We start from the raw sequence: 22,377 nt of genomic DNA, 5'->3' as shown, positions 1-22,377 counted from the left end.
CTCACTGCTGACCTCCGCTGTTCGACGAGGGACGTCTTCCCCTACGACCTCGTCGGTGACGAAGCGATCACCAGCTCGCGGCGTCATTCTGCACGGCGGGTGTTGAGGTCCGCCACAAGAGCGCAACGAGTCGACGGGCTCTCGCCACGTGGGAACCAGAACCGGGCGGGACCGGCCGGCTCGCCGCCCGGATGTCGATATCCGCTGATCCAGGCCTTGCCGGACCGGCTTCGGGGTCCCACGAATGCAGCAGCGGGACGCTGACGAACGAGTGGCGTATAACACTCGAAAGGACGAACGGAGCAACAGTGGGGCGGCGCAGGCGCATCCCCGCTACCGTTCTTGCCCGGAGGAGCCCTGATCGGCGGGCTCGCCGGACCCCGTGCGGGCGGAGGAGGTCGTCATGCGGCTGGTGCGGCTCGGTCCCGAGCCGACCGAGGTCGGCGCCGACATCCGGGCGGCGCTGGCCGCCTGGGGCGAGGGTACCGGGGTTTCCGGTGGTGTGGCGGTGTTCGGCTGCCGGCCGCCGGGCAGCCCGCGAATGCTGGACGCGGTGGTCGTCCTGCCCCGCGGCGTCATCGTCGTGGTCGGTGTGGATCTGCCCGAACCCGTGCTGAAGCTCGAAGCTGCGATACAGACGCCGTGGTCGGTCGACGGCTGGCCGATGGTGCGCACCGAGGGCGCGGTGAACCCGGCGCTGGAGGCGCTGGAGTCGGCTTCGGCGCTGGCGCGCAGCCTGCAGACCCGGGGCGTCGAACCGTTGCCGGTGACCACGATCGTCGCGGTCGGGCCCTACGTCGAGCAGGTCACGCAGCCGACCAGCGACCTGCACCGCGGTCTCCGGGTCCTGCACCCGACGACCACCTCGATGCTCGCCGCGGCCCGCGAGCTCGCGACCTACGAACGCGACTGCTCGGTGGAGAAGGCGCGGCAGCTGCTGGCCGTCCTCGGCGAGGAGGCGGGCGCGCTCGGGGTCGCCGAGCTCGCGGCGGAAGGCTTTTCCGACGACGTCGCACCGGATCTGGCCGTCATCGACACCATGCTGATCCCGAAGGTCGGCGGTGAGCCTGCGCGGGCTCCGGCGCCGCAGCCCCCGGCCGCCCGCGCGATCGGTCCGCGCCACAAGCTGATCGCGCTGGTGGCGGGCGTCGTGGTCGTCCTGGGCGTGGTCCTGGCGCTGCTGCTCGGCGGGGGCTCCGACGGGTCGGACGCCCAGCAGGACGAAGCCGCGTCCCAGCGGGTCGACGGGGTCTCCTTCACCGAGCGGGCGGTGCGGCGGGAGACCGACTGCGCCCGCGCTTCCTACGGCGACGTGCAAGCGTGGTTCCAGAGCCGTCCGTGCACCGCGCTGACCCGGCTCGTCTTCGACACCGAGGTCTCGCAGCGCGGTGCGGCGGTCGCCGTGGCGATCGTCGAGCTGCCCGACGAGGGTGGCGCGACCGAACTGCGGAAGCTGCTCAACACCGCGGGGACCGGTGGGGTGACCGACCTGGTCGCCGCCGGGCAGCGCTGGCCCGGGGTGCCGGACGGCTTCGACAGCGCGGCGCAGGCGGTCGAGCAGACCGGCAAGCAGGTGCGGATCGTGCAGGCCGTCTGGTCGCGCGGGTACAGCGACCCCGACGACGTGGCGCTGCGCTCGCTCGCCGAACGCGGGCTCCGGCTGCGTCCCTAGTCCTCGGATCGCCGTCCGAGCGGCGGACCGTCGTGCCGCGCGCGGCCGGGCTCGACGGGGGCGGTCGCACCGGGTACCACCGACCAGCCCCCGCGGCCGCCGACCCCGCTCTCCGGCGGCAGCAGCCGCGGCGCCCGCGTCAGGTAGGGGCTGGCGATCCGGCTGAGCACGGCCAGCGGCGCGAACAGCGGCACGACGACGGTCAGCGACGCCGCCGTGACTCCCGCCCCCAGCACGTCGCCGGGCAGCAGCTTGGAGTGCCGGTCGACGAAGCGGCCGCCGGTCAGCGCGACCAGCCAGAGCGCGGACACGAGGCCGACCATCGCGGTGATCGCCGTCAGGACGGCGGGCCGGTAGCCGATCCCCTCGGCGGCGAGCATGACCGCGACCCAGCCGACCAGCGCGGTGGCCTGCCCGCGCTCGCTGGTGGCCGCCCAGAGCAGGCCGCCGACCATCGCGAGCCACGATCCCGCCTGCGCCCACACGGTTCCGAGCCTGCCGGTCCAGGCCGAGCCGTCGAGGCCGAGCAGCGCGGCGAGCCAGTCGAGCACGCCGAGCGCCGTCGGCGCGTGACCGGTGAACTGACCGCCGATCCACAGCAGCGTCCAGGCCGACACCGCGAACGCCGCGGCCGTCTGCCACCTCGGGCGGTCGAGCGCGGTTCGCAACAGCCGGACGAGCTCCTGTCGATGCGAGTCCACATCTCACCTCGGTCCTGGTCGCCTGCTGCGATGATGCGGCGTGGGAGGAGTGCCGGACCGGCATTGCGCGGATCAGGGGCGTGTCCGGACGTGTGACACCAGGCCCGCGGATACGGGTGGAGCCTCGGACTCGCTCAGCTCCGGCGCTCGGTTCAGCCCCAGAAGGTCGCAGGCACGACCGCGCACTGCCCGGCGGGCGCGCACGCGGGTGGCAAGGCGCGCACGTCGGACCCGTCGACCAGCCACTGCCGCTGACCCGCGACCGAGACGAGGAACCGCCCGAGCCGGTCCACCGACAGCTGTACGTCCTCACCGTCGAAGGAACCGGTGTCGAACGGAGCCCCGGCTCCGATCTGGTCCCCGCTTCGGCCGTCGAGGGTCGTCACGCGCACCCGCCCGCTGCCGCAGTCTGTCGGCCGCAGCGCAGCGAGCTCCTGACCGGACCAGGCGATCGCGAGCGGACCGCACGCTCCGGTCGCCGCGATGCCTGGCTGCTCGGTCAGCGAGACAGCGTCCGGCGCGACGATGCGGATCACGCCCGCCTGCGAGCCCTCCCGCGTGGTCAGCACCGCGAGCCTGCCGTCCGAGGCCAGGGCCAGGTCCAGCACCCGCTCCCCGCGCGGGATGGGCAGCCGCCGCTCGGCGCCGCCGCGCACGACCACGGACGGACCGTCGAGGTAGGCCACGTGCCCGCCGCCCGCGGCCAGCACCGGAGCGTGCGAGAGGGCCTCGGTGACCACCCGCTGACCGCCGTCGGCGGAGATCTCGACGATCCGCCGGTGCGGGCCGGTGGCCACGATGGCGTAGATGCGCTCCCGGTCGGTGGCCAGTGCCTCGGCCGGTTCCCCGCCGATGGTGGCCACCTGGCGCACCTGGCGTCCGGAGACCACGTCGAAGGCCGCGATCACGCCCCGCCCCGGCGCCGCGAGGTAGCTGTTGGGCTGCACGCTCGCGGGCTCGGTCTGGTTGCTCGGCAGCGACAGCAGTGCCACGAGGAACACCGCTGTCGCGGCGACCGCCGCACCGGCGGCCAGGAACAGGGGGCGCCGCGGTGAGCGCCTGCGGCGTGCCGCCGACAGCAGCTTCGGCAGGGTGTCGCCGCGGGGCTCGACATCGTCGACGAGCCGGTGCAGCTGCGCCCGCAGCAGCGCCTCTTCGCGCGTGTCGTCTGGATGTGTCACACCCGCTCCCGCAGCAGATCCGAAAGCCGCGCGACGCCGCGCGAGCAGTACGACTTCACCGCGCCCTGGCTGCACCCCATCAGCTCCGCGGTGCGCGCCTCGCTGAGGTCGGCGTAGTAGCGCAGCACCACCGCCTCGCGCTGCCTTCGCGGCAGGCGGGCCAGCGCGGCCGCCAGCACCGCGCGGTCCACGCCCCGGCCGGTGTCGTCGGGTTGCGAGTCGCTGGTGGCCAGCCTCGGCTGGTACTTCTTGGCCACCATCCGGCGGCGCAGGATCGATCGGGCCCGGTTGAGCACCGCCTGGCGCAGGAACGCCAGCGCCTTGTCCGGGTCCCGCAGTCTGCTGCGGGAGTCGAAGACCCGCACGAAGGCGTCCTGGACGATGTCCTCGGCCGAGGCGCGGTCGTCGACCAGCAGCACCGCGATGCGCAGCAGCTGCCGGTAGTTCTCCTGGTAGAGCTCGGTCAGCCTGGCCGTCAGATCATCCATCGCGGCCAGCCCGCCGTCCGTCCAGGCGGTCGCGGGCAATGCGATCGAAACCGTCACATCCCTGCACGACGCCCGAGACCCCCTCCGCGGTTGTGGCCGGATCGGATTTTTCGTCGCCGCCGCTGCGGCGGGTGGCCACGGCGGCGAAGCTTACCGCCGCCGTCGACCAAGATCGTCGGGTACGGCGGAATCCGGACACTCCGCCGGCGTCCGACCGGTGCTTACATCATGGTTACTTCGCCGCCGCGCTCTGGACATGACCGGCCATTCCGGAAGATCCTCGGAAACTGCCGCGCTCACACGCACGGCCCCACGTGAGAACGGAGATCGCAGACGGTGGCGAGCACGACGACAGCGCCGAGCGGCACCTCGGCGCCCAAACGGAAGATGAGCCCCAAGGAGATGGCGGTCTGGGCGCTCGTGGCGATCGTCGGCGCGATCGCCTGGGGCATCATCGCCCTCCTGCGGGGTGAGGAGATATCGGCGGCCTGGCTGGTGTTCGCCGCACTGGCCTCCTACGCGATCGGCTACCGCTTCTACGCGCGGTTCATCTCCTACCGCGTGCTGCGGGTCGACGACACGCGGGCCACCCCGGCCGAGCGCATGAACAACGGCATCGACTTCCACCCGACCGACCGCCGGGTGCTCTTCGGCCACCACTTCGCGGCCATCGCGGGCGCGGGCCCGCTGGTGGGTCCGGTGCTGGCGGCTCAGATGGGCTACCTGCCGGGCACGATCTGGATCATCCTCGGCGTCATCTTCGCCGGTGCGGTCCAGGACATGGTGGTGCTGTTCTTCTCCACCCGCCGCAACGGCCGCAGCCTCGGCCAGATGGCGCGGGAGGAGATCGGCCCGGTGGGCGGCATCGCGGCCCTGATCGCGGTGCTGGCCATCATGATCATCCTGCTGGCGGTGCTGGCGCTGGTGGTCGTGGGCGCGCTGAAGGGCTCGCCGTGGGGCACCTTCTCCATCGGCATGACGATCCCGATCGCGCTGTTCATGGGCTTCTACCTGCGCTACCTGCGGCCCGGGCGGATCATCGAGACCTCGGTCATCGGCGTGGCGCTCCTGCTGCTGAGCATCGTCGGCGGCGGCTGGGTGGCCGAGTCCGGCCTGGCCGACACGTTCACCCTCACCGGCAACCAGCTCACCTTCGCGCTGATCATCTACGGCTTCGTCGCCTCGGTGCTGCCGGTGTGGATGCTGCTGGCCCCGCGCGACTACCTCAGCACCTTCATGAAGGTCGGCGTCGTGGTGATGCTGGCGGCGTCGATCCTCATCGCCTGGCCGATGATGAAGACCGAGGCGGTCACCGACTTCGCGCTCAACGCCCAGGGCCCGGTGTTCTCCGGCGCGCTGTTCCCGTTCGTGTTCATCACGATCGCCTGCGGTGCGCTCTCCGGCTTCCACGCGCTGGTCTCCTCCGGGACCACGCCCAAGATGCTGGAGAAGGAGTCGCAGGTCCGGGTCATCGGCTACGGCGGGATGCTCACCGAGTCGTTCGTGGCGATCATGGCGCTGGCCGCGGCCTGCATCATCGATCCGGGCATCTACTTCGCGATGAACATGCCGGCGACCATGCTCGGCGACACCCTCCAGTCGGCCTCGCAGGCGGTGGCCGGGATCGGCTTCCAGGTCACCCCCGAACAGCTCGCGGCGGCGGCAGCGGCCGTGGGCGAGGAGAGCCTGGTGGGCCGCACCGGCGGCGCCCCCACCCTCGCCTTCGGCCTGTCGGAGGTGTTCTCGCAGGTCATCGGCGGGGACGCGATGAAGGCGTTCTGGTACCACTTCGCGGTCATGTTCGAGGCGCTGTTCATCCTGACCACGGTCGACGCCGGTACCCGGGTCGGGCGGTTCATGCTCCAGGACACCGTCGGCAACGTCTGGAAGCGCTTCGGCGACGTGAGCTGGAAGCCCGGCATCTGGATCTCCAGCGCGGTCATCGTCGGCGGCTGGGGCTACTTCCTGTGGGCCGGCGTCAACGACCCGCTGGGTGGCATCAACCAGCTCTTCCCGCTGTTCGGCATCGCCAACCAGCTGCTGGCGGCGGTCGCGCTGGCGGTGGCCACCACGATCCTGATCAAGTCCGGCCGCGCCAAGTACGCGTGGGTCACCCTCGTGCCGCTGGCGTGGGACGCGATCGTGACGCTGACGGCGAGCTGGCAGAAGGTCTTCTCCGACGACCCCAAGATCGGCTTCTTCGCGCAGCGGGCGTCCTACCAGGCGGCCATCGACGCGGGGCAGACGAGCAAGGGCGCGGCGAGCACGGTCGAGGAGATGCACAAGGTGGTGCTCAACTCGACGGTGGACGGCGTGCTCAGCATCCTGTTCGCGGTGCTGATCGTCATCGTGCTGGTCGACGCCGTGCGGGTGTGGATCAAGGCGCTGCGGGCGACCGGGCCGATGCCCAGCACCGAGGCGCCCCACGTCGAGTCGAAGCTGTGGGCGCCCTCCGGGCTCATCCCGACCCGCGAGGAGCGCCGCATCCAGCAGGAGCCGGAGCAGGAGAAGGCCGGGGCGGGCACGTGACAGCCCTGACCAGGCTGCACCGGTCCTTCCGGGCGGCGTGGCAGGTCGTGCGCGGGGTGGTCGGCGAGACCGCCTACGAGCGCTACGTCGAGCACCAGCGGGCCCACCACCCGGGCGAGCCGGTGCTGGCGGAGCGGGAGTTCTGGCGCCGCCACGTCGACCGCGGAGACACCAACCCCGGCTCCCGCTGCTGCTGAGCCGGACCGGACCGAGAAGCGCACCAGGCGATCCGCCTGGTGCGCTTCTCGCTGTCAGAGCTCGCCCAGCAACCGAGCCCGCTCGTCCTCCTCGACGAACGAGGCCCGGAAGGAGTTCGCCGCCAGCTCGCGCAGGACGTCGTCGCCGAAGCCCAGCTCCCGCTTGAGCGCCTGGAAGTTGTCGTCGACGTAGCCGCCGAAGTAGGCGGGGTCGTCGGAGTTGATCGTCACCAGCAAACCGGCGTCGACCAGCTCCGGCAGGCGGTGCTCGGCCAGCGACGGCACGCAGCGCAGCCGGACGTTGGACAGCGGGCACACCGTCAGCGGCGTGCGGTCCCTGGCCAGCCGGGCGAGCAGCGCGGGGTCCTCGATCGCCCGGATGCCGTGGTCGACCCGTTCGACGCCGAGCACGTCGAGCGCCTGCCAGATGTAGTCCGGCGGGCCCTCCTCCCCCGCGTGCGCGACCAGGTGCAGGCCCGCCTGGCGGGCGCGCGCGAACACCGGCTCGAAGGCGTCCGGCGGGTGGCCGACCTCGGCGGAGTCCAGCCCGACGCCGTGCAGGCGGGCGGTGTGCGGCTCCAGCGCCTCCCAGGTCTCCATCGCCTCCCGGGGACCGCGGTCGCGCAGGAAGCAGGCGATCAGCCGGGTGCTGATCCCGAACCGCTCGGGCGCGGTGGACAGCGACGCCTCCAGGCCGTCGAGCACCACCTCCAGCGGCACTCCCCTGGACACGTGCGCCTGCGGGTCGAAGAAGATCTCGGCGTGCCGGACGCCCTGCTCGCGGGCCCTGGCCAGGTAGGCGTCGGCGAGCTCGGTGAAGTCGCGCTCCGTCCGCAGCACACCCATCGCCAGGTAGTAGAGGTCGAGGAACGACTGGAGGTCGTCGAAGACGTAGCGGCGGCGCAGCTCCTCCACGTCGGCGAACGGCAGCTGCACCCCGTTGCGGCGAGCGCAGGCGAAGACCAGCTCGGGTTCCAGCGTCCCCTCGATGTGGAGATGGAGTTCGGCCTTGGGCAACGGCGTCGTCGCACCGCCCGCGCCAGGGTGCACAGTTCCTCCCGGATGGACGCGCCCGTGCCGCGCCACGTCGGCGGCACCTGGGCGAAGCGCCCAGGATATGCGGCCGGGTGCGGGACGGACGCAGGATCACCGCCCGCACGTGATCGCGGTTACCGGTCTTCGCGGCCGGCTGGAGCCGCTAGTACAGGATGGAGGGGAGGTAGGCGCCGAAGGGCTCGTTGTAGAGGCCCACCGTCATCAGCGTCGTCACCATCCGGATGCGCATGCCGTGGCGAAGGCACCAGCCGACGAGCTGGTCGTTGCGGCCGGGCACCAGGAGCCCGGGACCGGAGAACTCGTCCGCGGTGGCGATGAGGGCCTCCAGCCCCTCGTTCGTCATGGCGACGGAGTGGCCGAAGAAGCCCACGTTCGTCGTGTAGCCGGTGATCCGCCCGTCGTGCTCGACCACCCTGGCGGCCCCGTGCGCCACCGCGTCGCGCAGCTCGCCCGCCCGGTCGTGGCCGTGCACGGCGCGGCACACGCGGTTGCACTCGCGGAGGTCCTCGGTCGTCGCGCGGCGCACGAAATGGCCGAGGGGTGCGCCGCCTGGCGGCTCTCCCTGCATGTTGAGCACCGTTTCGCGGATCTGGAAACCGAGCTTGGCGTACAGGCTCAGCGAACGGTTGTGGTAGGCCGCCTGCAGGAGCCGCACACCCGGGAAGCCGCGCTGCTCGGCACGCCGCATCACGTCGACCATCAGCGCCCTGCCGACACCGGCGTCCTGCACGTTCTGCGCCACGGTCACCGGCCCCACACCGGCGACGGCCGAACGCTCGTCCAGGAAGTTGCTCCCGACGACCCGCCCGTCCAGCTCGGCCACCACCGAGTAGATGCCGGGGTGCGCCAGCAGCGCCGCGACCGCGGCCACCGCGACCTCCGGCGACGGGAAGTCGGCGGGGAACCCGTGCCGGTCGGCCAGCGTGGCGAAGGCCTGGTAGCAGACCCGGCCGCACACCTCGGCGTCGACGGGAACGCCCGGCCGCAGCACGGCTTTGGTGGCGTGGCCGGGCAGCTCGTGCTCCGGCGGCAGGAACGTCGACATGGCCACCTCCCCCTCGGTTGGCCCCGACGCAGGCGCTGACGTTGCCGGGCGCTGTCCTGCTTCGTCGGGTGTTGCCCAGGCATCGTCGAACTTCGCCGGGCGTTGCCCCGGACGCACCAAGACCTACGGCAGCCCGGCGCCGCCCCGGCAGAGGCTTTCGGCCCGCGGGCACTGGTCGCCGGCCTGCGACGACCCGGAAACCATTCGGCGATTCGGCACCACTTGGCACCGATCGGCCGATCGCGGAGTGCGCCGAACGCGGATCTTCCGCCGCACAGAGCGAAGATCGCCGACAACGATGATCGACCCGCACGCCCGCACACGCCGCGGGCTCGCTACGATCGCCGCGACGGCGCGTGTCGCGCCGACCACCCGGGGCAGTAGCTCAGCAGGTCAGAGCAGCGGACTCATAATCCGTCAGGTCGTGGGTTCAAATCCCACCTGCCCCACCATCATCTTTCGGCGCAGAACCGCGCCGGGGGGCTGGATTCGTGCACCTATCGGGTTCCGGGAAGCTGATAGGTATCACAGCCCAACCGCCTCACCCGGCACAACAGCACCCGGCTGCGGCTAGGCCTCCTCGAGGGCCTCTCCGAACGACCGGAGCAACCGCATGTGCTTGTTGTGCGCCAGCAAATGGCCTGCGCCGATGGTCAGAGTCACCGGCCAGGTGATCAGCCCCGCAGTGGCCAAGGCAACCATCCCGGCGAGGAAAGCGAGCTCGTCTGGTGGCGGGAGGGAAACCGTTCCCGCCACGGGCAGTCGCACACGTACTTCGTGCTGGTCCATGGCGACGTCGGCTGGGCCCATAGCGGCACCACTCGCCTGGCCGTTCGCGTGACCACCGGTCGCGCCGGCCGTGGCCTGTTCCGGTGGCGGCGCCACCGGTCGTGCGGTCGCTGAGTCGGCCATCGCGTTCCTCATCGTCGATCATGGGAGCTCCGCCGTCTGCTGGCCCCTACGGTCGAGCAGATGGGCTCCAACGCCCAGAGGCCAAAGTCCAGGAGGTCGCCGCCGCCTCCACGGCGGCCGTGCTGTTGCCGGAATCCGCTGCGGGACAGGCGTTCCCGATTCCGGAAACGTCCACTCGCGGCGACGTTCATGGACTGCGTCAGCGTCCCGGGAACGGTTCTCCAACGGCACGCCGCCTGCCCGAGGGGTGAGCACCGGGGTCGAGGGGCAGCCGAGCGGAGACGGATGGCCGCCCGCAACGGAGACCCCGCCGGCTCGCATCCGGCAGGCCCCGGATCTTTCCCCGGCCCGACATCCGGATGTTTCAAGGACTTTCCCCCATATTCGCGGACCCGCGAATCCTGTGGATTCGGCGGCTATTGCGAAAAAGGTGAATCATCAATTAACCCGCGGCGCCGGGTTTGCGAATCCGGTACGGCCCGGCCGCGCCCTCGACGCGAAAAGGCCAGCGCACCCGTGCGGTGCGCCGGCCTGTTGCGTGTCGGGGCGGACCTCAGAGCAGCGAGAACGCTCCCGTGAGCTGCCCCAGGATCACGATCGTCGCAGCGAGCGCGCCGAGCGCCGCGACGGTCATCACCGACAGGATGAGCAGATACACGAGCGCTTTCACCGGCTTCGGCAGCCTGGTGACCGCCGACAAATCCGGCAGAGTGAGGTGTGATTCCTTGCCGATCCCTGGTGCGGACATTCCTACTTCCCCCGTCCTGTTGTGTCCCCGTTCGGATCTTCGGCTACTCCTAGGACGGAGGTAACCGAAGTCCGGTTGTGCCAAACCGCGTCACGACTTGATCTCGCCGGCGCGGCGCCCCGCACTGCTCGGCGATCTTCACCGCCGAAGTCATCCTGACCTGCACAGATACCCGCGAAACAAAAGTGGGGCCGCCAACGTCCAAGCACCACTCGGATCGGAGTCCGAGCTGAGATCGTTACCAGAACCTGACCGTGTCGACACTTAATCGCCCGAACAGGTGAAAGAGGGATGTCGATCTCCGAGGAGCGACACCGGATCGCCGGTGCCCCTCCGCGCTCGAGCGCCTCCGACTGGAGTCGAACCAGCAGCCCTTCGGCCAGCTGGCCCCGCCGAAAGAATAGCAGAACCGATCATGCCCCCGCCGCCGACCGCCCTGCCGTGCAAGGAAGTCCGGAGTCGCACCCGATGGTCGGCTCAGCGCTCCTGAGCGGCGGAGGACAGCGGCTCGACCGGCCACCGGCCGGTCGCCGCGCGCCACGCGAAGAACGCGCCGGCGACGAGCCAGAGGAACCCGAGAGTCCCGTCCTCGAGGTTGCCTTGCGGACCGCCGCGGTGGGCCGGCAGCGAGACGAGGGCGGCGATGATCGTGCTGGCGAAGTACCCGGCGCCCGCGAGCCCGATCCCCGCGCCGATCCGCCCGGGCAGCGGCCCGTGGAAAGCTCCCGCGACGTACAACGCGAGAGCGAACATGCCGGTGATCGTTCCCCACCCGCCGAACTCGGTCAGCTCCGGCACGTACTCGCTGGTGCCGAAGTACACGACGACCATGACCACGAGCGCCGCTCCACCGATGATCGTGAGCGCCGACAGCACCCCGAGCACCACCCGGCTGACCGCCACCGACATCGCGCTCCCCGCCCCTTCGGGTGATCCGGATGTCCCAAAGTATCGGGATGGACGGTCCCGGCACATGGTTTTCGTTCATTCGGACGCATTCGCCGACACCCGATGCGGGAGATGCGAGCGCGAGGCGGCTCAGCCCGGAAAAGAAAAACCCCAGGCCATCCGACCTGGGGTGGAAGCTCCTCCGACTGGACTCGAACCAGTAACCCTTCGGTTAACAGCCGAATGCTCTGCCAATTGAGCTACGGAGGAATGTTGTACAGCTTTCGCGCCACCTGGCGCTTCGTCAGCCCTCGTCGCGCTGACAGGAACTACTCTAGCCCATGCGCTCCAGCGCTTTCACGCACCCCCCACTTGTGCCGTGACCCGCGTGTCACCGCAGGTGGGCGACGCAGAAGATCCGCCGGAACGGAAACCACGTCGTGCCGTCGGGGCGCTGGGGATAGGCCGCGCGCAGCCGCGGCGCCAGCTCGGCGCGGAAGTGTTCCCACTCGCTGTCGTCCAAGGCGGCCCGGACAGGCCGCAGCGAGCTGCCGCTGAGCCATTCCAGCACCGGGTCCTCCCCGCTGAGCGCGTGCACGTAGGTGGTCTCCCACGCGTCGACGCCCACGCCGACGTCGGCGAACACGTCGGCGTAGCCGATGGGCGGCAGGACGCTGTCCGGGGTCAGCAGGAGTCCCGAGAGCCGGTCCCGCCACCGCGGCTCGGCGATCAGCGCGTGGGTCGCCGCGTAGGACGGCGACTCGAAGTTGCCCGGCACCTGGAAGGCGAACCAGGCACCCGCGGGCAGCTCGGTCATCCACCGCCGCAGCAGGTCGACGTGCTCGGGCACCCAGTGCAGGACCGCGTTGCACAGCACGACGTCGGTGTCGGGCCGCGGTCGCCAGTCCCGGACGTCCTCGACGCGGGCGTCGACACCCCGCGAGCGGGCCGCGTCCACCATTTCCGGCGACGAGTCCAGGGCCTCCACGACCGCCTCCGGCCAACGGCCGGTCAGCATCGGCGTGAGGTTGCCCGGCCCGCAGCCGAGGTCGACCACGCGCCGTGCGGTCCGGGCGCCGACCGCGGCCAGCAGGTCACCGGCGGGCCGGTTGCGCTGCTCGCCGAACTCCAGGTACCGCCGCTGATCCCACACCCACGCCTCCCGAGCCCGGGCAGCGACCTGTCAGTCGCGGCCCTTCCTGGCTTCCTCGATGCGCCGGGCGATCTCGGCGGCGACCTCGGCGACCGCCGTCTCGTCGGCGTCGGTGTCGGCCCGCACCTGCAGCACGATCCCGTCCCGGCCCGGCACCTTGCGCTGCACGAACCACGCACCGCCGCCGGCGAGGTCGCGGTGCTGGCTGGACTTGATCGACGACGTGACGCGCGTGTGCACGACGTCGGGCAACCGGCCGGCCGAGGTCAGCGCGAGGCGCCTGCGCGGCAGGTCGCGCAGCAGGACCGCACCACCGGCATCACCGGTCTCCTCCGCCTCGACGAGCCCCAGTTCCCCGCCGTTCCAGATGGCCTTGCTGAGCAGGTGCCAGCCGATCCGCCGCGTGTCGTCGCCCTCGGGAACCCACAGCCCGAGGTGCGTCGCGACCACCGGCCCGTCCTGGCTGTCCGCGACTGCCAGCACGTGCTCGTCGGTCTCGAGGCGACCGGCGAACCCCTCCGGCAACGCGGCCGTGCCGCTGAGCCTGGCCATGAACCGGCGGAGCCAGGAGCTCACAGCGCCCCCAGCGCGTGGGCCTGGTCCAGCAGCGACTTGCGGTAGCCCTCCAGGGCCACCAGGTCGCCGAACAGCGCGTTGTACTCGTCGGGGTCCTCCAGCGGCGACATCCGCTGGACCCTGGACTTGATGTCCGCGATCTGCCTGCTGACCAGGCACTCCTGCAACCGGGCGATCACGCCGCCGACGTAGCGGGGATCCTCCTCGGACTTGGTGTCGGGCGTCTCCACCGCCAGCTCGGTGAGCAGGCTACGGGTCACCGAGCTCTCGCAGTGCCTGCCGACCGCATCCACCAGCGCGACACCGGCCAGGCCGCTGGAGGTGCCCCCGGCGGCCAGCACGGCGCGGTGCAGCTCGGCGTAGGCGGGCTCGGTGAACGCCTCCTCCGGCAGCGAGTCGTACAGCGGCCCGGCCAGCGCGGGCACCTGCAACGCGGCTTTGAGCGTCTCGCGCTCCAGCCAGCGCGGGTCGTGCCGGGGCGGCCGCTTGGGCAGGTCGACCTCGATGCCCAGCGGCTCCTGCCCGCGGGGCGCGCGCCTGCGGGGCTTGGCAGGGGCCGTGCCCGCGGCCTCCCGGACCCGGCGCACCACCTGGTTCTCGTCGGTCCAGCCCGCCCACCAGGCGAGCTTGGCGGCGAAGCCGTCGCGGCGCTCGACGTCCTTGATGCGGGCCACCAGCGGCACCGTCTCCTGCAGGGCCGCGACCCGGCCGTCGACGGAGTCCAGGTCGAAACCCTTGAGCTTGCTGCGGATGGCGAACTCGAACAGCTCCCGGCGGCGGGCGACCACGTCCTTGACCGCGGTGTCGCCCCTGGCCTCGCGCAGCTCGCACGGGTCCATGCCGTCCGGGGTGATGGCGATGTAGGTGTGGGTGGTGAACTGCTGGTCGCCCTCGAAGGCCTTCAGCGCCGCCTTCTGCCCGGCCTCGTCGCCGTCGAAGGTGAAGATGACCTCGCCACTGAAGCGGTCGTTGTCCATCATCAGTCTGCGCAGCACCGAGATGTGCTCGTCGCCGAAGGCCGTGCCGCAGGAGGCGATCGCGGTCGGCACACCGGCCAGGTGCATCGCCATCACGTCGGTGTAGCCCTCGACCACGACGGCCTGGCGGCGCTTGGCGATCTCCCGCTTGGCCAGGTCGATGCCGAACAGCACCTGGGACTTGTTGAACAGCGGGGTGGCCGAGGTGTTGACGTATTTGGCCTCGATCGGGTCGTCGTCGAAGATCCGCCGGGCGCCGAAGCCGACCACGTCGCCGCCGAGGTCCTTCAGCGGCCACAGCAGCCGCCGGTGGAACCGGTCGATCGGGCCGCGCCTGCCCTCCTTGGCCAGTCCGCACTTGTACAGCTCGTCGAGCTCGAAACCCTTGCCCAGCAGCAGCTTCGTCAGCTTGTCCCAGCCGCCGGGGGCGAAGCCGCAGCCGAACTTGGTGGCGGCGGCCTCGTCGAACCCGCGCCGGGCGAGGTACTCGCGGGCGGGCTGGGCCTCGGGCGAGCGGAGCTGCTCGGCGTAGAACTCCGCGGCGATGCGGTGCGCCTCGACCATCCGGGTGCGGGTGCCGCGGTCGCGCTTGGACGGCGCGACGCCGCCCTCGTACTGGAGCTGGATGCCCACCCGGTCGGCCAGCCGCTCGACGGACTCGACGAAGCCGAGGTGCTCGCTCTTCATCAGGAAGGCGATGACGTCGCCGCCCTCACCGCAGCCGAAGCAGTGGAACGTGCCGTGGCCGGGGCGCACGTTGAACGACGGGGTCTTCTCGTCGTGGAACGGGCACAGGCCCTTCAGCGCGCCCCCGCCGGCGTTGCGCAACGCGACGTACTCGCCGACGACGTCGTCGATCCGGTTGCGTTCGCGTACCTCGGCGATGTCGCTTTCCCGGATCCTGCCAGCCACGTCGTTCAGTCTAGGGGCTGCCGATCGGGCGCCGAGCCCGGGCGGGCGGTGCCGGCGGTGGTGTCCTGGACCGCACACCGATCGGTGAATCCGGCCGGCTGCGGCAGAATCGGCCGCGTGCTCAGCGACGACACCGCCCTCGCGGCCGAGTTCGACGGCCATCGCGGCCGGCTGGTCGGGATCGCCTACCGGCTCACCGGCCGGCTCGACGACGCCGAGGACGCCGTGCAGGAGGCGTGGTTGCGGCTGGCGGCGGAGAAGTCGCCGGTCCGCGAGCTGGGCGCCTGGCTGACGACGGTGGTGAGCCGGATCTGCCTGGACCGCCTGCGGTCGGCGGCGGTGCGCCGCGAGCAGTACGTCGGGCCGTGGCTGCCCGAGCCGGTGGTCACAGAGCTCGACTCGCACGACCCGCAGAACATCGTCGTGACCAGGGAAGACATGCGGATGGCGGCGTTGCGCGTGCTGCACGAGCTGCCTGCGGAGCAGCGGCTGGCGTTCGTGCTCCACGACGGTTTCGACGTCCCGTTCACCGAGATCGCCGAGATCGCCGGGTGCGCGGTGGCCACCGCCCGCCAGCACGCTTCGCGGGCGCGGCGGGCGCTGGCCGCGGCCGAGCCCGCGCCCCGCGTGCCGTTGCCCGAGCAGCGCCGGATGCTCGACCGGTTCCTCATCGCGCTCGCCTCGGGCGACATCACCGAGATCACCCGCGCGCTGCACCCGCGGGCCGCCCTGTTCGGTGACAGCGACGGCAGGGCCCGCACCGCCCGCAGGCCGATCCTGGGCCGGGAGAAGATCGCGCGCTTCCTCGCCGGGTTGCTCGAGAAGTACGGCGAGGCCCTGTACTCGGGCTTGCGCCCGGTGCTGGTCAACGGCGACCTGGGCCTGGTGTTCCCGGCCCTGCCCGAACGGCAGGGCCGGGTGGTCACCTTCGCCTACCGCGACGGCGCGGTCAGCGAGGTGTTCGACATCGTCAACCCGGACAAGCTCGTCCGCGCTCCGCTCTGAGCCCGGGACTTCAGGCGGGGTCGACCACGCGGGCCAGGAAGTAGACCGCGCCGGTCTTGCGGTGGCGCACCAGGAACAGGAACGGCCGGTCGACCTCGACGCGGATCGGCTCCTCCTCGCGGACGATCGCGGTGAGCCGCATCATCGCCGCCGTGGCGGCGGCCCCTTCCAGCCCGTTCTCGTCGACGCGCAGCACCGAACGGTGCACGACGGTCGAGACGCGCAGCGTGCGGTCGGTCAGCGGCGAGAAGTCCGCTCCCGGCGTGAACACCGTGCGCACGCCCAGCGCGCCGAGCGGCCGTTGCAGCTCCGCCGCACCGCGCACGTCGAACTTCGGCAGAAGCAGCTCCACCCGCTGCTGCTCGGCCGACGACAGCAGGGACTCCAGCCGGTCGGCGTCGAGCGCGGGCTCGGCCTGGTCCAGCCCCTCGTCGGGCAGCAGCACGACGCCGTCGACACCGCCCGCCGCCGGGATCGTCACGGCCTGCCAGCCGCCGGCGGCGGCGTAGCCGAAGCGCCGGGTGACGTGCATCGTCGGCACGTCCCGGTCGCCCCGCGGCGCGTGGAACACCCGCGGCGCGGTGGCCTTGTCGTCGAACGCCTCCTGCCACGAGGTCCGCAGGTAGAGGGCGTTGACCAGCGCCGCGACGGTCTCCGGGTCGACGCTGCCCTCGGGGAGCAGCTCCGGGATCAGGCCGCGGGTGGTCTCCTCGACGTCGGAGTTGATCAGTTGCCGCGCGGTCTCCGGCCGCTCCCGGAACGGTGCGGTGCGCACGTCGCTGCCCGGCCAGCTCTTCAGCTCGCGCAGGAACGACTCGTGGACCAGCAGGTCGTCGTAGGCCCAGAGGGTGTTGGCGACCGCGAGCACCGGCTCCTCACCGGAGCGCCCGGTACCGCCGAGCTCGGCCGAACCGGCGAGCAGGTCGAGCAGGCCGCCGAGGTCGTCGGGGCCGATCCGCAACGCCGCCGCGAGCTCGTCCCTGGTGCTGCCGCCGACGGCGGCGGTCACCAGGCCGAGCGCGCTGGCCACCGAGTACGGGGACCAGCAGAACGGCTGCTCCGGTGGCGGAGCGAGGTGCTTGTGCAGGCTGAGGCTGAAGTCGAGGTGCTCGCTCATGGCCGCGCTGGACTCCAATCGGTCGACGGGACTGTCGCGTGGGCGTACCCGGCTGCTGCCGAGTCTGCCAGTCCAGCGCGTGCCCGGCCGTCAGCGAAGCGACTCTTCGACGTCGGACAAGCCCATCAGGCGCAGTTCCTGGGCGATGTAGGAGGCCGCCTGCCTGGCCGCGGGGTCGCTCCAGCGCAGGTCGTTGATCCAGTCCGCCAGGTTGTCGGTGTTGACGTAGGGCTCACCGCCGGCGACGAGCTTCTGGATGTAGTGCCGGTTGGGCATGTCGGGGATCTCCTGTGGGCACGTTGGCGGCGGCGCGGGGACTTCGGGGACCGCGCCGCGGGTGAGCGCACAGGTCCCTGGCGCGCTGGTCGCCGGGGGAAGGACCAGCGCAGCACCCGTCACGCTCCAGGCGCTCACCCATTCCAGCGAAGGCTAGGAACCGCGAACACCCTGAGTAAAGAGTGTGCCGAAAAAACACCCCTGATCGCCGTCCATTCGGACGTACCTCACACCGGTTTCGTGCCGCTGCGTGTATGAGAGCGGTGCCACTGGACGGCCTGCGCGTCGGTCAGCGAGGCGACCTGGTCGACCACCACCCGCAGCCGCGCGGTGTCATCGGCCGCCCGCTTCCACGCCGCCGCCATCGCCGGGTCCAGCGACTCCGGCGCCCGGTCCGCGAGCGCCTCGACCAGCTCGGTGAGCAACGCGCGCTGGCGCTCCTGCATCCGCAGGCGTTCCGGATCGCTCATCACGTAGCGCACCGCGACGGCCTTGAGCACCGCGACCTCGGCCACCACCCGCTCCGGCACCACCAGGTCGGCGGCGTAGCGGGTGAGCACGCCCGCGCCGTGCTCGGCGACGGTGCCGCTCACCGCCGCCGAGGCGAAGCGGCCGACGAGCTCGCTGGTCAGGCGCTTCAGCGCGACCTGCGAGCGAAGCGAACCGTCGTAGTCGAGCACGCCGGCCACGGCGGGCAGCTCGACCAGCCCCTCGGCCACGTCTTCCAGCAGCGCCAGCGCGTCGCCCGCCGAGCGGCCGTCGCGCCAGAAGTGCTTGGCCGCCATCCGCACGATCTCGGCGCGCTCGTCGGGCCTGGTCAGCGCACGCAGCGAGATGCGCTGCGAGTGCACTCCGTCCTCCACGTCGTGCACGGAGTAGGCGACGTCGTCGGACCAGTCCATGATCTGGGCCTCCAGGCACCGGCGGCGCTCCGGCGCGCCCCGGCGAATCCACCGGAAGACCTCCAGGTCGTCGGCGTAGACGCCGAACTTCGGGTTGCCCGGCTGCTTGGGCCACGGGTACTTGGTGGCCGCGTCCAGGCAGGCCCGGGTCAGGTTGAGGCCGCGCCCGGAGCCGTCGTCGGCGACCAGCTTCGGCTCCAGCCGGACCAGGATGCGCAGGGTCTGGGCGTTGCCCTCGAAGCCGCCGAGGTGCTCGGAGAGGTCGTCGAGCGCGCGTTCACCGTTGTGCCCGAACGGCGGGTGGCCGATGTCGTGGGCCAGCCCGGCGGTGTCGACCAGGTCCGGGTCGGCGCCGAGCGCCTCGGCGATGCCGCGGCCGATCTGGGCGACTTCCAGGGAGTGGGTCAGCCGGGTCCGCGGCACGTCGCCCTCGCCCGGCCCCATGACCTGGGTCTTGCCCGCCAGCCGCCGCAGCGCGGCGGAGTGCAGGACCCGCGCGCGGTCGCGGGAGAACGGGGTGCGGTCCTCGCGGGCCGAGCCGGGCAGCGCGGCCTCCTTCGGCTGCTCGGGAAGCAGGCGCCGAAGGTCGTGTTCGCGGTAGCCGGGCAGTGCTGCGCCCACTCGGTCGCTCATCGCCCCAAGACTACGGGTGCGTGCCGACAGATCGGGCACTTCGCGGGGCCGGATCACCCGCGACCAGGACGGCCGCGTCAGCCCAGGCCGTCACCGGTGAGCTCGGCCGGGGCGTGGGTGAGCCGGTAGTACAGCAGCGCCCCGGTCTCGCGGAAGATGTACTGGAACTGGATCTCGCGCGTCTGCACGATCGGCCCGGACCGCGTCGGCGACGCCCAGGTCTCCAGCCCGAAGTCGTTTGCCATCGTCCTGGCGCGCAGCGAGTGCCACGGGTCGCTGACGATCAGCGCGCTGCTCCAGCCGTGCTGACCGGCCAGCGCCGCCACGGCCCGCACGCTGCCCAGGGTGTCGCTGCCGACGTCGACGTCGGTTATCCGGTCGGCCGGTACGCCCTCCTCGACCAGCCACTTCTTGCCGGCCTGCGCCTCGGTGTACTTGTCACCGGTCTGCCTGCCCCCGACCGTGACGATGTGGTCGGTCATGCCCTCGCGGTAGAGCTCGAGCGCCTGCTTCAGCCTCGCCTCGAGCACGTCCGAGGGCTTGCCGTGGTACTGGGCGGCGCCGAGCACGACCACCATGTCAACCGGACGGCGCTCGTCGGCGCGGGCGACCTGCCACACCCGGAACGCGGTACCGCCACCCACCAGCAGTGCGACCAGCAGCGCGCCGAGGATCACGCGCCGCAGGACCACGGCTAACCGGGGCCCTCCGGAACGACCGGCTCGAGAAGTACTCACATCGCGCATGATCCCAGATCCCCGATCCAAGGTCCGGTGGTGAGCGATCGGGCCCGCCGCCGTGCGCGGCAGGCCCGATCCGCCCGCGGGTTCAGCAGCCGAGCAACCGGACGGCCAGGTAGTCCTCCAGCTTGTCCATCGCCACCCGCTCCTGGGCCATCGTGTCGCGCTCGCGGACCGTGACGGCGTGGTCGGTCAGCGAGTCGAAGTCGACCGTGACGCAGAACGGCGTGCCGATCTCGTCGTGGCGGCGGTAGCGGCGGCCGATCGCACCGGCGTCGTCGAACTCGATGTTCCAGTGCTTGCGCAGGCCGGTGGCCAGGTCGCGCGCCTTCGGCGACAGCTCGGCGTTGCGCGAGAGCGGGAGCACGGCCACCTTGACCGGCGCCAGCCTGCGGTCGAGCTTGAGCACCGTCCGCTCGTCCACGCCGCCCTTGGCGTTGGGGGCCTGGTCCTCGTGGAAGGCGTCGATCAGGAACGCCATCATCGGACGGCCCACACCCGCCGCGGGCTCGATCACGTAGGGCCGGTACCGCGACTTGCTGGCCTGGTCGAAGTAGGACAGGTCGACACCGGAGTGGTTGGAGTGGGTGGTGAGGTCGAAGTCGGTGCGGTTGGCGATGCCTTCCAGCTCGCCCCACTCACCGCCGCCGAAGCCGAACCGGTACTCGATGTCGACGGTCCGCTTGGAGTAGTGCGAGAGCTTGTCCTTCGGGTGCTCGTAGAGCCGCAGGTTCTCCGGCTCGATGCCGAGGTCGGTGTACCAGGACATGCGCTGGTCGATCCAGTACTGGTGCCACGACTCGTCCTCGCCCGGCTCGACGAAGTACTCCATCTCCATCTGCTCGAACTCGCGGGTGCGGAAGATGAAGTTGCCCGGCGTGATCTCGTTGCGGAACGACTTGCCGATCTGGCCGATGCCGAACGGCGGCTTGCGGCGCGCGGTGGTCATCACGTTGGCGAAGTTGACGAAGATGCCCTGCGCGGTCTCGGGCCGCAGGTAGTGCAGGCCCTCCTCGCTCTCCACCGGGCCGAGGAAGGTCTTGAGCATCATGTTGAACTCGCGCGGCTCGGTGAACTGGCCGCGGTTGCCGCAGTTCGGGCACGGGACCTCGGAGAGGTCGCCCTCGGCGAGCTCCTTGCCGGTGCGCTCGGCGTACTCCTCGGCGAGGTGGTCGCCGCGGAACCGGTGGTGGCACGAGGTGCACTCGACCAGCGGGTCGTGGAAGGCGCCGACGTGGCCGGAGGCCTCCCAGACCTGGCGGGGCAGGATCACCGAGGAGTCCAGGCCGACGACGTCCTCGCGGCCCTGCACGACGGCCTTCCACCACTGCCGCTTGATGTTGTCCTTCAGCTCGACTCCGAGCGGGCCGTAGTCCCAAGCCGACCGGGTACCGCCGTAGATCTCACCCGACGGGTAGACGAAACCACGGCGCTTGCAGAGATTGACGATCGTGTCGATCTTGTCGGCGGGCACGTTCACTCCGGAAATATCAGATGGTGTGGCCGAACGGGCTGGTCAAGCACGATGAGTGCTGAGTTTCCCAGCGTACCCATGCGTGCGACCGCATTGTCCGCCCCACCCCGCACACCGCCGCAGGTACCCCGGGGTCGATGTGACGAAGCGCGGCCGGGCTACCCGTAGGATGGTGTGGGCAGAGCGCGTCGCGTTCGAGGCGGGTGCCCGACCGCGGACCGAGCCGTCGTGCGGCCGCTTCGATGACAGGCGCGAGACAACGCCGGGAAGGACACCATGCCCGCTGCCACTCCGGACTCCGTCCCGCAGCCGGCCGGGCCGGCCGCCGGCACCGGGCATCCCGACCGCGCCGAGGAGCACGTGCACTCACCGGAGCGCCGGACTCGGCGTCCCGTGCCGCTGCGTGACCAGCAGATCCTGGTGGAGGCCGGTGAGCTGCTGCGAGCGCTGGCCGCGCCGGTCCGCATCGCGATCGTGCTCCAGCTGCGCTCGGGCGAGCGCTGCGTGCACGAGCTCGTCGAGGCGCTGGGGGTCACCCAGCCGCTGATCAGCCAGCACCTGCGGGTGCTGAAGTCGGCGGGCGTCGTGCACGGCGAGCGGCACGGCAGGGAGGTCGTCTACCGGCTGGTCGACGAGCACCTGGCGCACATCGTGGTGGACGCCGCGGCGCACGCCGAGGAGATCTCGGGCAATCGGCCGCGTCCCGCCGCCACGACCCGGACCATCGAACCGCACCGACAGGAGACGGAGACAGCGTGACCACCGGCGAGCGCTCCGCAGCCGGCGTACCGGGACTGCGGGCCACCAGGCAACGAGCGGCCGTCGCCAAGCTGCTAAGCGAGGTCGAGGACTTCCGCTCGGCGCAGGAGCTGCACGAACAGCTGCGGCGGCAGGGCGAGGGCATCGGGCTGACCACCGTCTACCGCACCCTGCAGACCCTGGCCGACGCCGGCGAGATCGACGTGCTGCGCACCGACTCCGGTGAGGCGGTCTACCGCCGCTGCTCCACCGATCACCACCACCACCTGGTGTGCAGGCACTGCGGGCGGACCGTCGAGGTCGCCGACCCGCCGGTGGAGAACTGGGCGGAGCGCATCGCCCAGGAGCACGGGTTCTCCGAGGTCAACCACACCGTGGAGATCATCGGCACCTGCCGGGAGTGCGCCGCCGCGCGCTGAGTTCCTGTCTTTGATCT

General features: G+C 71.4%; 22 protein-coding genes and 2 tRNA genes. 7 read left to right on the top strand and 17 right to left on the bottom strand.

Annotated features, from left to right (window positions below):
* The first annotated feature begins 403 nt into the window (after positions 1 to 403).
* Positions 404 to 1,672 (top strand): hypothetical protein, encoded by a 1,269-nt coding sequence (locus tag SACE_RS07455; protein ID WP_009948002.1) that lies wholly within the window; start codon positions 404 to 406, stop codon positions 1,670 to 1,672.
* Here the strand turns inward: SACE_RS07455 and SACE_RS07450 are convergent.
* From SACE_RS07450 to SACE_RS07440, 3 genes are all read right to left on the bottom strand, one after another.
* Positions 1,669 to 2,373, bottom strand: coding sequence for a hypothetical protein (locus SACE_RS07450; protein WP_009948003.1), 705 nt, complete (start codon positions 2,371 to 2,373; stop codon positions 1,669 to 1,671). The genes SACE_RS07455 and SACE_RS07450 overlap by 4 nt on opposite strands.
* 152 nt (positions 2,374 to 2,525) lie before the next feature.
* Positions 2,526 to 3,554, bottom strand: coding sequence for a hypothetical protein (locus SACE_RS07445; protein ID WP_009948005.1), 1,029 nt, complete (start codon positions 3,552 to 3,554; stop codon positions 2,526 to 2,528).
* Positions 3,551 to 4,099, bottom strand: coding sequence for a SigE family RNA polymerase sigma factor (locus SACE_RS07440; protein WP_009948007.1), 549 nt, complete (start codon positions 4,097 to 4,099; stop codon positions 3,551 to 3,553). Before SACE_RS07440 ends, SACE_RS07445 begins: the two co-directional genes overlap by 4 nt.
* Before the next feature lie 330 nt (positions 4,100 to 4,429).
* Here SACE_RS07440 and SACE_RS07435 point away from each other — a divergent pair, with 330 nt between their 5' ends.
* Positions 4,430 to 6,571, top strand: a complete 2,142-nt coding sequence (locus SACE_RS07435) for a carbon starvation CstA family protein (RefSeq protein WP_037304125.1) — start codon at positions 4,430 to 4,432, stop codon at positions 6,569 to 6,571.
* Positions 6,568 to 6,768 carry a YbdD/YjiX family protein gene (locus SACE_RS07430; protein ID WP_009948009.1) on the top strand — a complete coding sequence of 67 codons (201 nt, stop codon included), beginning with the start codon at positions 6,568 to 6,570 and terminating at the stop codon, positions 6,766 to 6,768. The genes SACE_RS07435 and SACE_RS07430 overlap by 4 nt, the downstream gene beginning before the upstream one ends.
* Positions 6,769 to 6,822: 54 nt before the next feature.
* Here the strand turns inward: SACE_RS07430 and SACE_RS07425 are convergent, their stop codons facing one another.
* Positions 6,823 to 7,785 carry an adenosine deaminase gene (locus SACE_RS07425; protein ID WP_009948011.1) on the bottom strand — a complete coding sequence of 321 codons (963 nt, stop codon included), beginning with the start codon at positions 7,783 to 7,785 and terminating at the stop codon, positions 6,823 to 6,825.
* A gap of 181 nt (positions 7,786 to 7,966) precedes the next feature.
* Complete coding sequence (locus SACE_RS07420; protein WP_009948013.1) at positions 7,967 to 8,869, bottom strand: GNAT family N-acetyltransferase; 903 nt, start codon at positions 8,867 to 8,869, stop codon at positions 7,967 to 7,969.
* A 374-nt stretch (positions 8,870 to 9,243) separates the two neighbouring features.
* Between SACE_RS07420 and SACE_RS07415 the strand changes: the two genes are divergently transcribed.
* Positions 9,244 to 9,321 (top strand) — tRNA-Ile (locus SACE_RS07415).
* 118 nt (positions 9,322 to 9,439) lie between these two features.
* Here the strand turns inward: SACE_RS07415 and SACE_RS07410 are convergent.
* From SACE_RS07410 to dnaG, 7 genes are all read right to left on the bottom strand, one after another.
* Positions 9,440 to 9,781, bottom strand: a complete 342-nt coding sequence (locus tag SACE_RS07410) for a hypothetical protein (RefSeq protein ID WP_197537727.1) — start codon at positions 9,779 to 9,781, stop codon at positions 9,440 to 9,442.
* A 553-nt stretch (positions 9,782 to 10,334) separates the two neighbouring features.
* Positions 10,335 to 10,529, bottom strand: a complete 195-nt coding sequence (locus tag SACE_RS07405) for a hypothetical protein (RefSeq protein WP_011873378.1) — start codon at positions 10,527 to 10,529, stop codon at positions 10,335 to 10,337.
* Positions 10,530 to 11,006: 477 nt separating this feature from the next.
* On the bottom strand, positions 11,007 to 11,438 hold the full coding sequence (locus SACE_RS07400) for a hypothetical protein (RefSeq protein ID WP_009948018.1): 432 nt from the start codon (positions 11,436 to 11,438) through the stop codon (positions 11,007 to 11,009).
* A 176-nt stretch (positions 11,439 to 11,614) separates the two neighbouring features.
* A tRNA-Asn gene (locus tag SACE_RS07395) sits at positions 11,615 to 11,687 on the bottom strand.
* A gap of 121 nt (positions 11,688 to 11,808) precedes the next feature.
* Positions 11,809 to 12,570: a trans-aconitate 2-methyltransferase gene (locus SACE_RS07390; protein WP_009948019.1), complete on the bottom strand. Its 762-nt coding sequence runs from the start codon at positions 12,568 to 12,570 to the stop codon at positions 11,809 to 11,811.
* 30 nt (positions 12,571 to 12,600) lie between these two features.
* Positions 12,601 to 13,122 carry a hypothetical protein gene (locus tag SACE_RS07385; RefSeq protein ID WP_011873377.1) on the bottom strand — a complete coding sequence of 174 codons (522 nt, stop codon included), beginning with the start codon at positions 13,120 to 13,122 and terminating at the stop codon, positions 12,601 to 12,603.
* Between the two features lie 20 nt (positions 13,123 to 13,142).
* Positions 13,143 to 15,035: a DNA primase gene (dnaG, locus tag SACE_RS07380; protein WP_009948021.1), complete on the bottom strand. Its 1,893-nt coding sequence runs from the start codon at positions 15,033 to 15,035 to the stop codon at positions 13,143 to 13,145.
* Positions 15,036 to 15,152: 117 nt separating this feature from the next.
* Here dnaG and SACE_RS07375 point away from each other — a divergent pair, with 117 nt between their 5' ends.
* Positions 15,153 to 16,040 (top strand): sigma-70 family RNA polymerase sigma factor, encoded by an 888-nt coding sequence (locus SACE_RS07375; RefSeq protein WP_011873376.1) that lies wholly within the window; start codon positions 15,153 to 15,155, stop codon positions 16,038 to 16,040.
* Positions 16,041 to 16,050: 10 nt separating this feature from the next.
* On the opposite strand, the gene SACE_RS07370 is transcribed toward SACE_RS07375, so the two are convergent.
* The 5 genes from SACE_RS07370 to SACE_RS07350 form a co-directional block, all read right to left on the bottom strand.
* Positions 16,051 to 17,157 carry a serpin family protein gene (locus SACE_RS07370; RefSeq protein ID WP_009948023.1) on the bottom strand — a complete coding sequence of 369 codons (1,107 nt, stop codon included), beginning with the start codon at positions 17,155 to 17,157 and terminating at the stop codon, positions 16,051 to 16,053.
* Positions 17,158 to 17,247: 90 nt separating this feature from the next.
* Entirely contained in the window at positions 17,248 to 17,433 is a 186-nt protein-coding gene (locus SACE_RS07365; protein WP_009948025.1) for a hypothetical protein, read from the bottom strand.
* A gap of 227 nt (positions 17,434 to 17,660) precedes the next feature.
* The gene (locus tag SACE_RS07360) at positions 17,661 to 18,968 is read right to left on the bottom strand and encodes a deoxyguanosinetriphosphate triphosphohydrolase (protein ID WP_011873375.1); all 1,308 of its coding nucleotides are present in this window, start codon (positions 18,966 to 18,968) and stop codon (positions 17,661 to 17,663) included.
* Between the two features lie 77 nt (positions 18,969 to 19,045).
* A complete protein-coding gene (locus SACE_RS07355) occupies positions 19,046 to 19,660 on the bottom strand; it encodes a YdcF family protein (RefSeq protein ID WP_009948028.1) in 615 nt (204 codons plus the stop codon).
* A 136-nt stretch (positions 19,661 to 19,796) separates the two neighbouring features.
* A complete protein-coding gene (locus SACE_RS07350; RefSeq protein ID WP_009948029.1) occupies positions 19,797 to 21,182 on the bottom strand; it encodes a glycine--tRNA ligase in 1,386 nt (461 codons plus the stop codon).
* Between the two features lie 276 nt (positions 21,183 to 21,458).
* Between SACE_RS07350 and SACE_RS07345 the strand changes: the two genes are divergently transcribed.
* Entirely contained in the window at positions 21,459 to 21,941 is a 483-nt protein-coding gene (locus SACE_RS07345) for an ArsR/SmtB family transcription factor (protein WP_009948030.1), read from the top strand.
* On the top strand, positions 21,938 to 22,360 hold the full coding sequence (locus tag SACE_RS07340; RefSeq protein WP_009948031.1) for a Fur family transcriptional regulator: 423 nt from the start codon (positions 21,938 to 21,940) through the stop codon (positions 22,358 to 22,360). Before SACE_RS07345 ends, SACE_RS07340 begins: the two co-directional genes overlap by 4 nt.
* The last annotated feature ends 17 nt before the right edge of the window (positions 22,361 to 22,377 follow it).

This window comes from Saccharopolyspora erythraea NRRL 2338, assembly GCF_000062885.1.
GTDB classification, from domain to species: Bacteria; Actinomycetota; Actinomycetes; order Mycobacteriales; family Pseudonocardiaceae; genus Saccharopolyspora_D; species Saccharopolyspora_D erythraea.
This window is presented reverse-complemented; position numbering and strand designations above follow the sequence as displayed.

Bases quoted from the DNA above. Each gene is read 5' to 3' on its own strand.
- SACE_RS07455 (WP_009948002.1), top strand. From the start codon at position 404: ATGCGGCTGGTGCGGCTCGGTCCCGAGCCGACCGAGGTCGGCGCCGAC.
- SACE_RS07435 (WP_037304125.1), top strand. From the start codon at position 4,430: ATGAGCCCCAAGGAGATGGCGGTCTGGGCGCTCGTGGCGATCGTCGGC.
- SACE_RS07420 (WP_009948013.1), bottom strand. From the start codon at position 8,869: ATGTCGACGTTCCTGCCGCCGGAGCACGAGCTGCCCGGCCACGCCACC.
- SACE_RS07410 (WP_197537727.1), bottom strand. From the start codon at position 9,781: ATGGCCGACTCAGCGACCGCACGACCGGTGGCGCCGCCACCGGAACAG.
- SACE_RS07405 (WP_011873378.1), bottom strand. From the start codon at position 10,529: ATGTCCGCACCAGGGATCGGCAAGGAATCACACCTCACTCTGCCGGAT.
- SACE_RS07400 (WP_009948018.1), bottom strand. From the start codon at position 11,438: ATGTCGGTGGCGGTCAGCCGGGTGGTGCTCGGGGTGCTGTCGGCGCTC.
- SACE_RS07385 (WP_011873377.1), bottom strand. From the start codon at position 13,122: ATGGCCAGGCTCAGCGGCACGGCCGCGTTGCCGGAGGGGTTCGCCGGT.
- SACE_RS07370 (WP_009948023.1), bottom strand. From the start codon at position 17,157: ATGAGCGAGCACCTCGACTTCAGCCTCAGCCTGCACAAGCACCTCGCT.
- SACE_RS07365 (WP_009948025.1), bottom strand. From the start codon at position 17,433: ATGCCCAACCGGCACTACATCCAGAAGCTCGTCGCCGGCGGTGAGCCC.
- SACE_RS07360 (WP_011873375.1), bottom strand. From the start codon at position 18,968: ATGAGCGACCGAGTGGGCGCAGCACTGCCCGGCTACCGCGAACACGAC.
- SACE_RS07345 (WP_009948030.1), top strand. From the start codon at position 21,459: ATGCCCGCTGCCACTCCGGACTCCGTCCCGCAGCCGGCCGGGCCGGCC.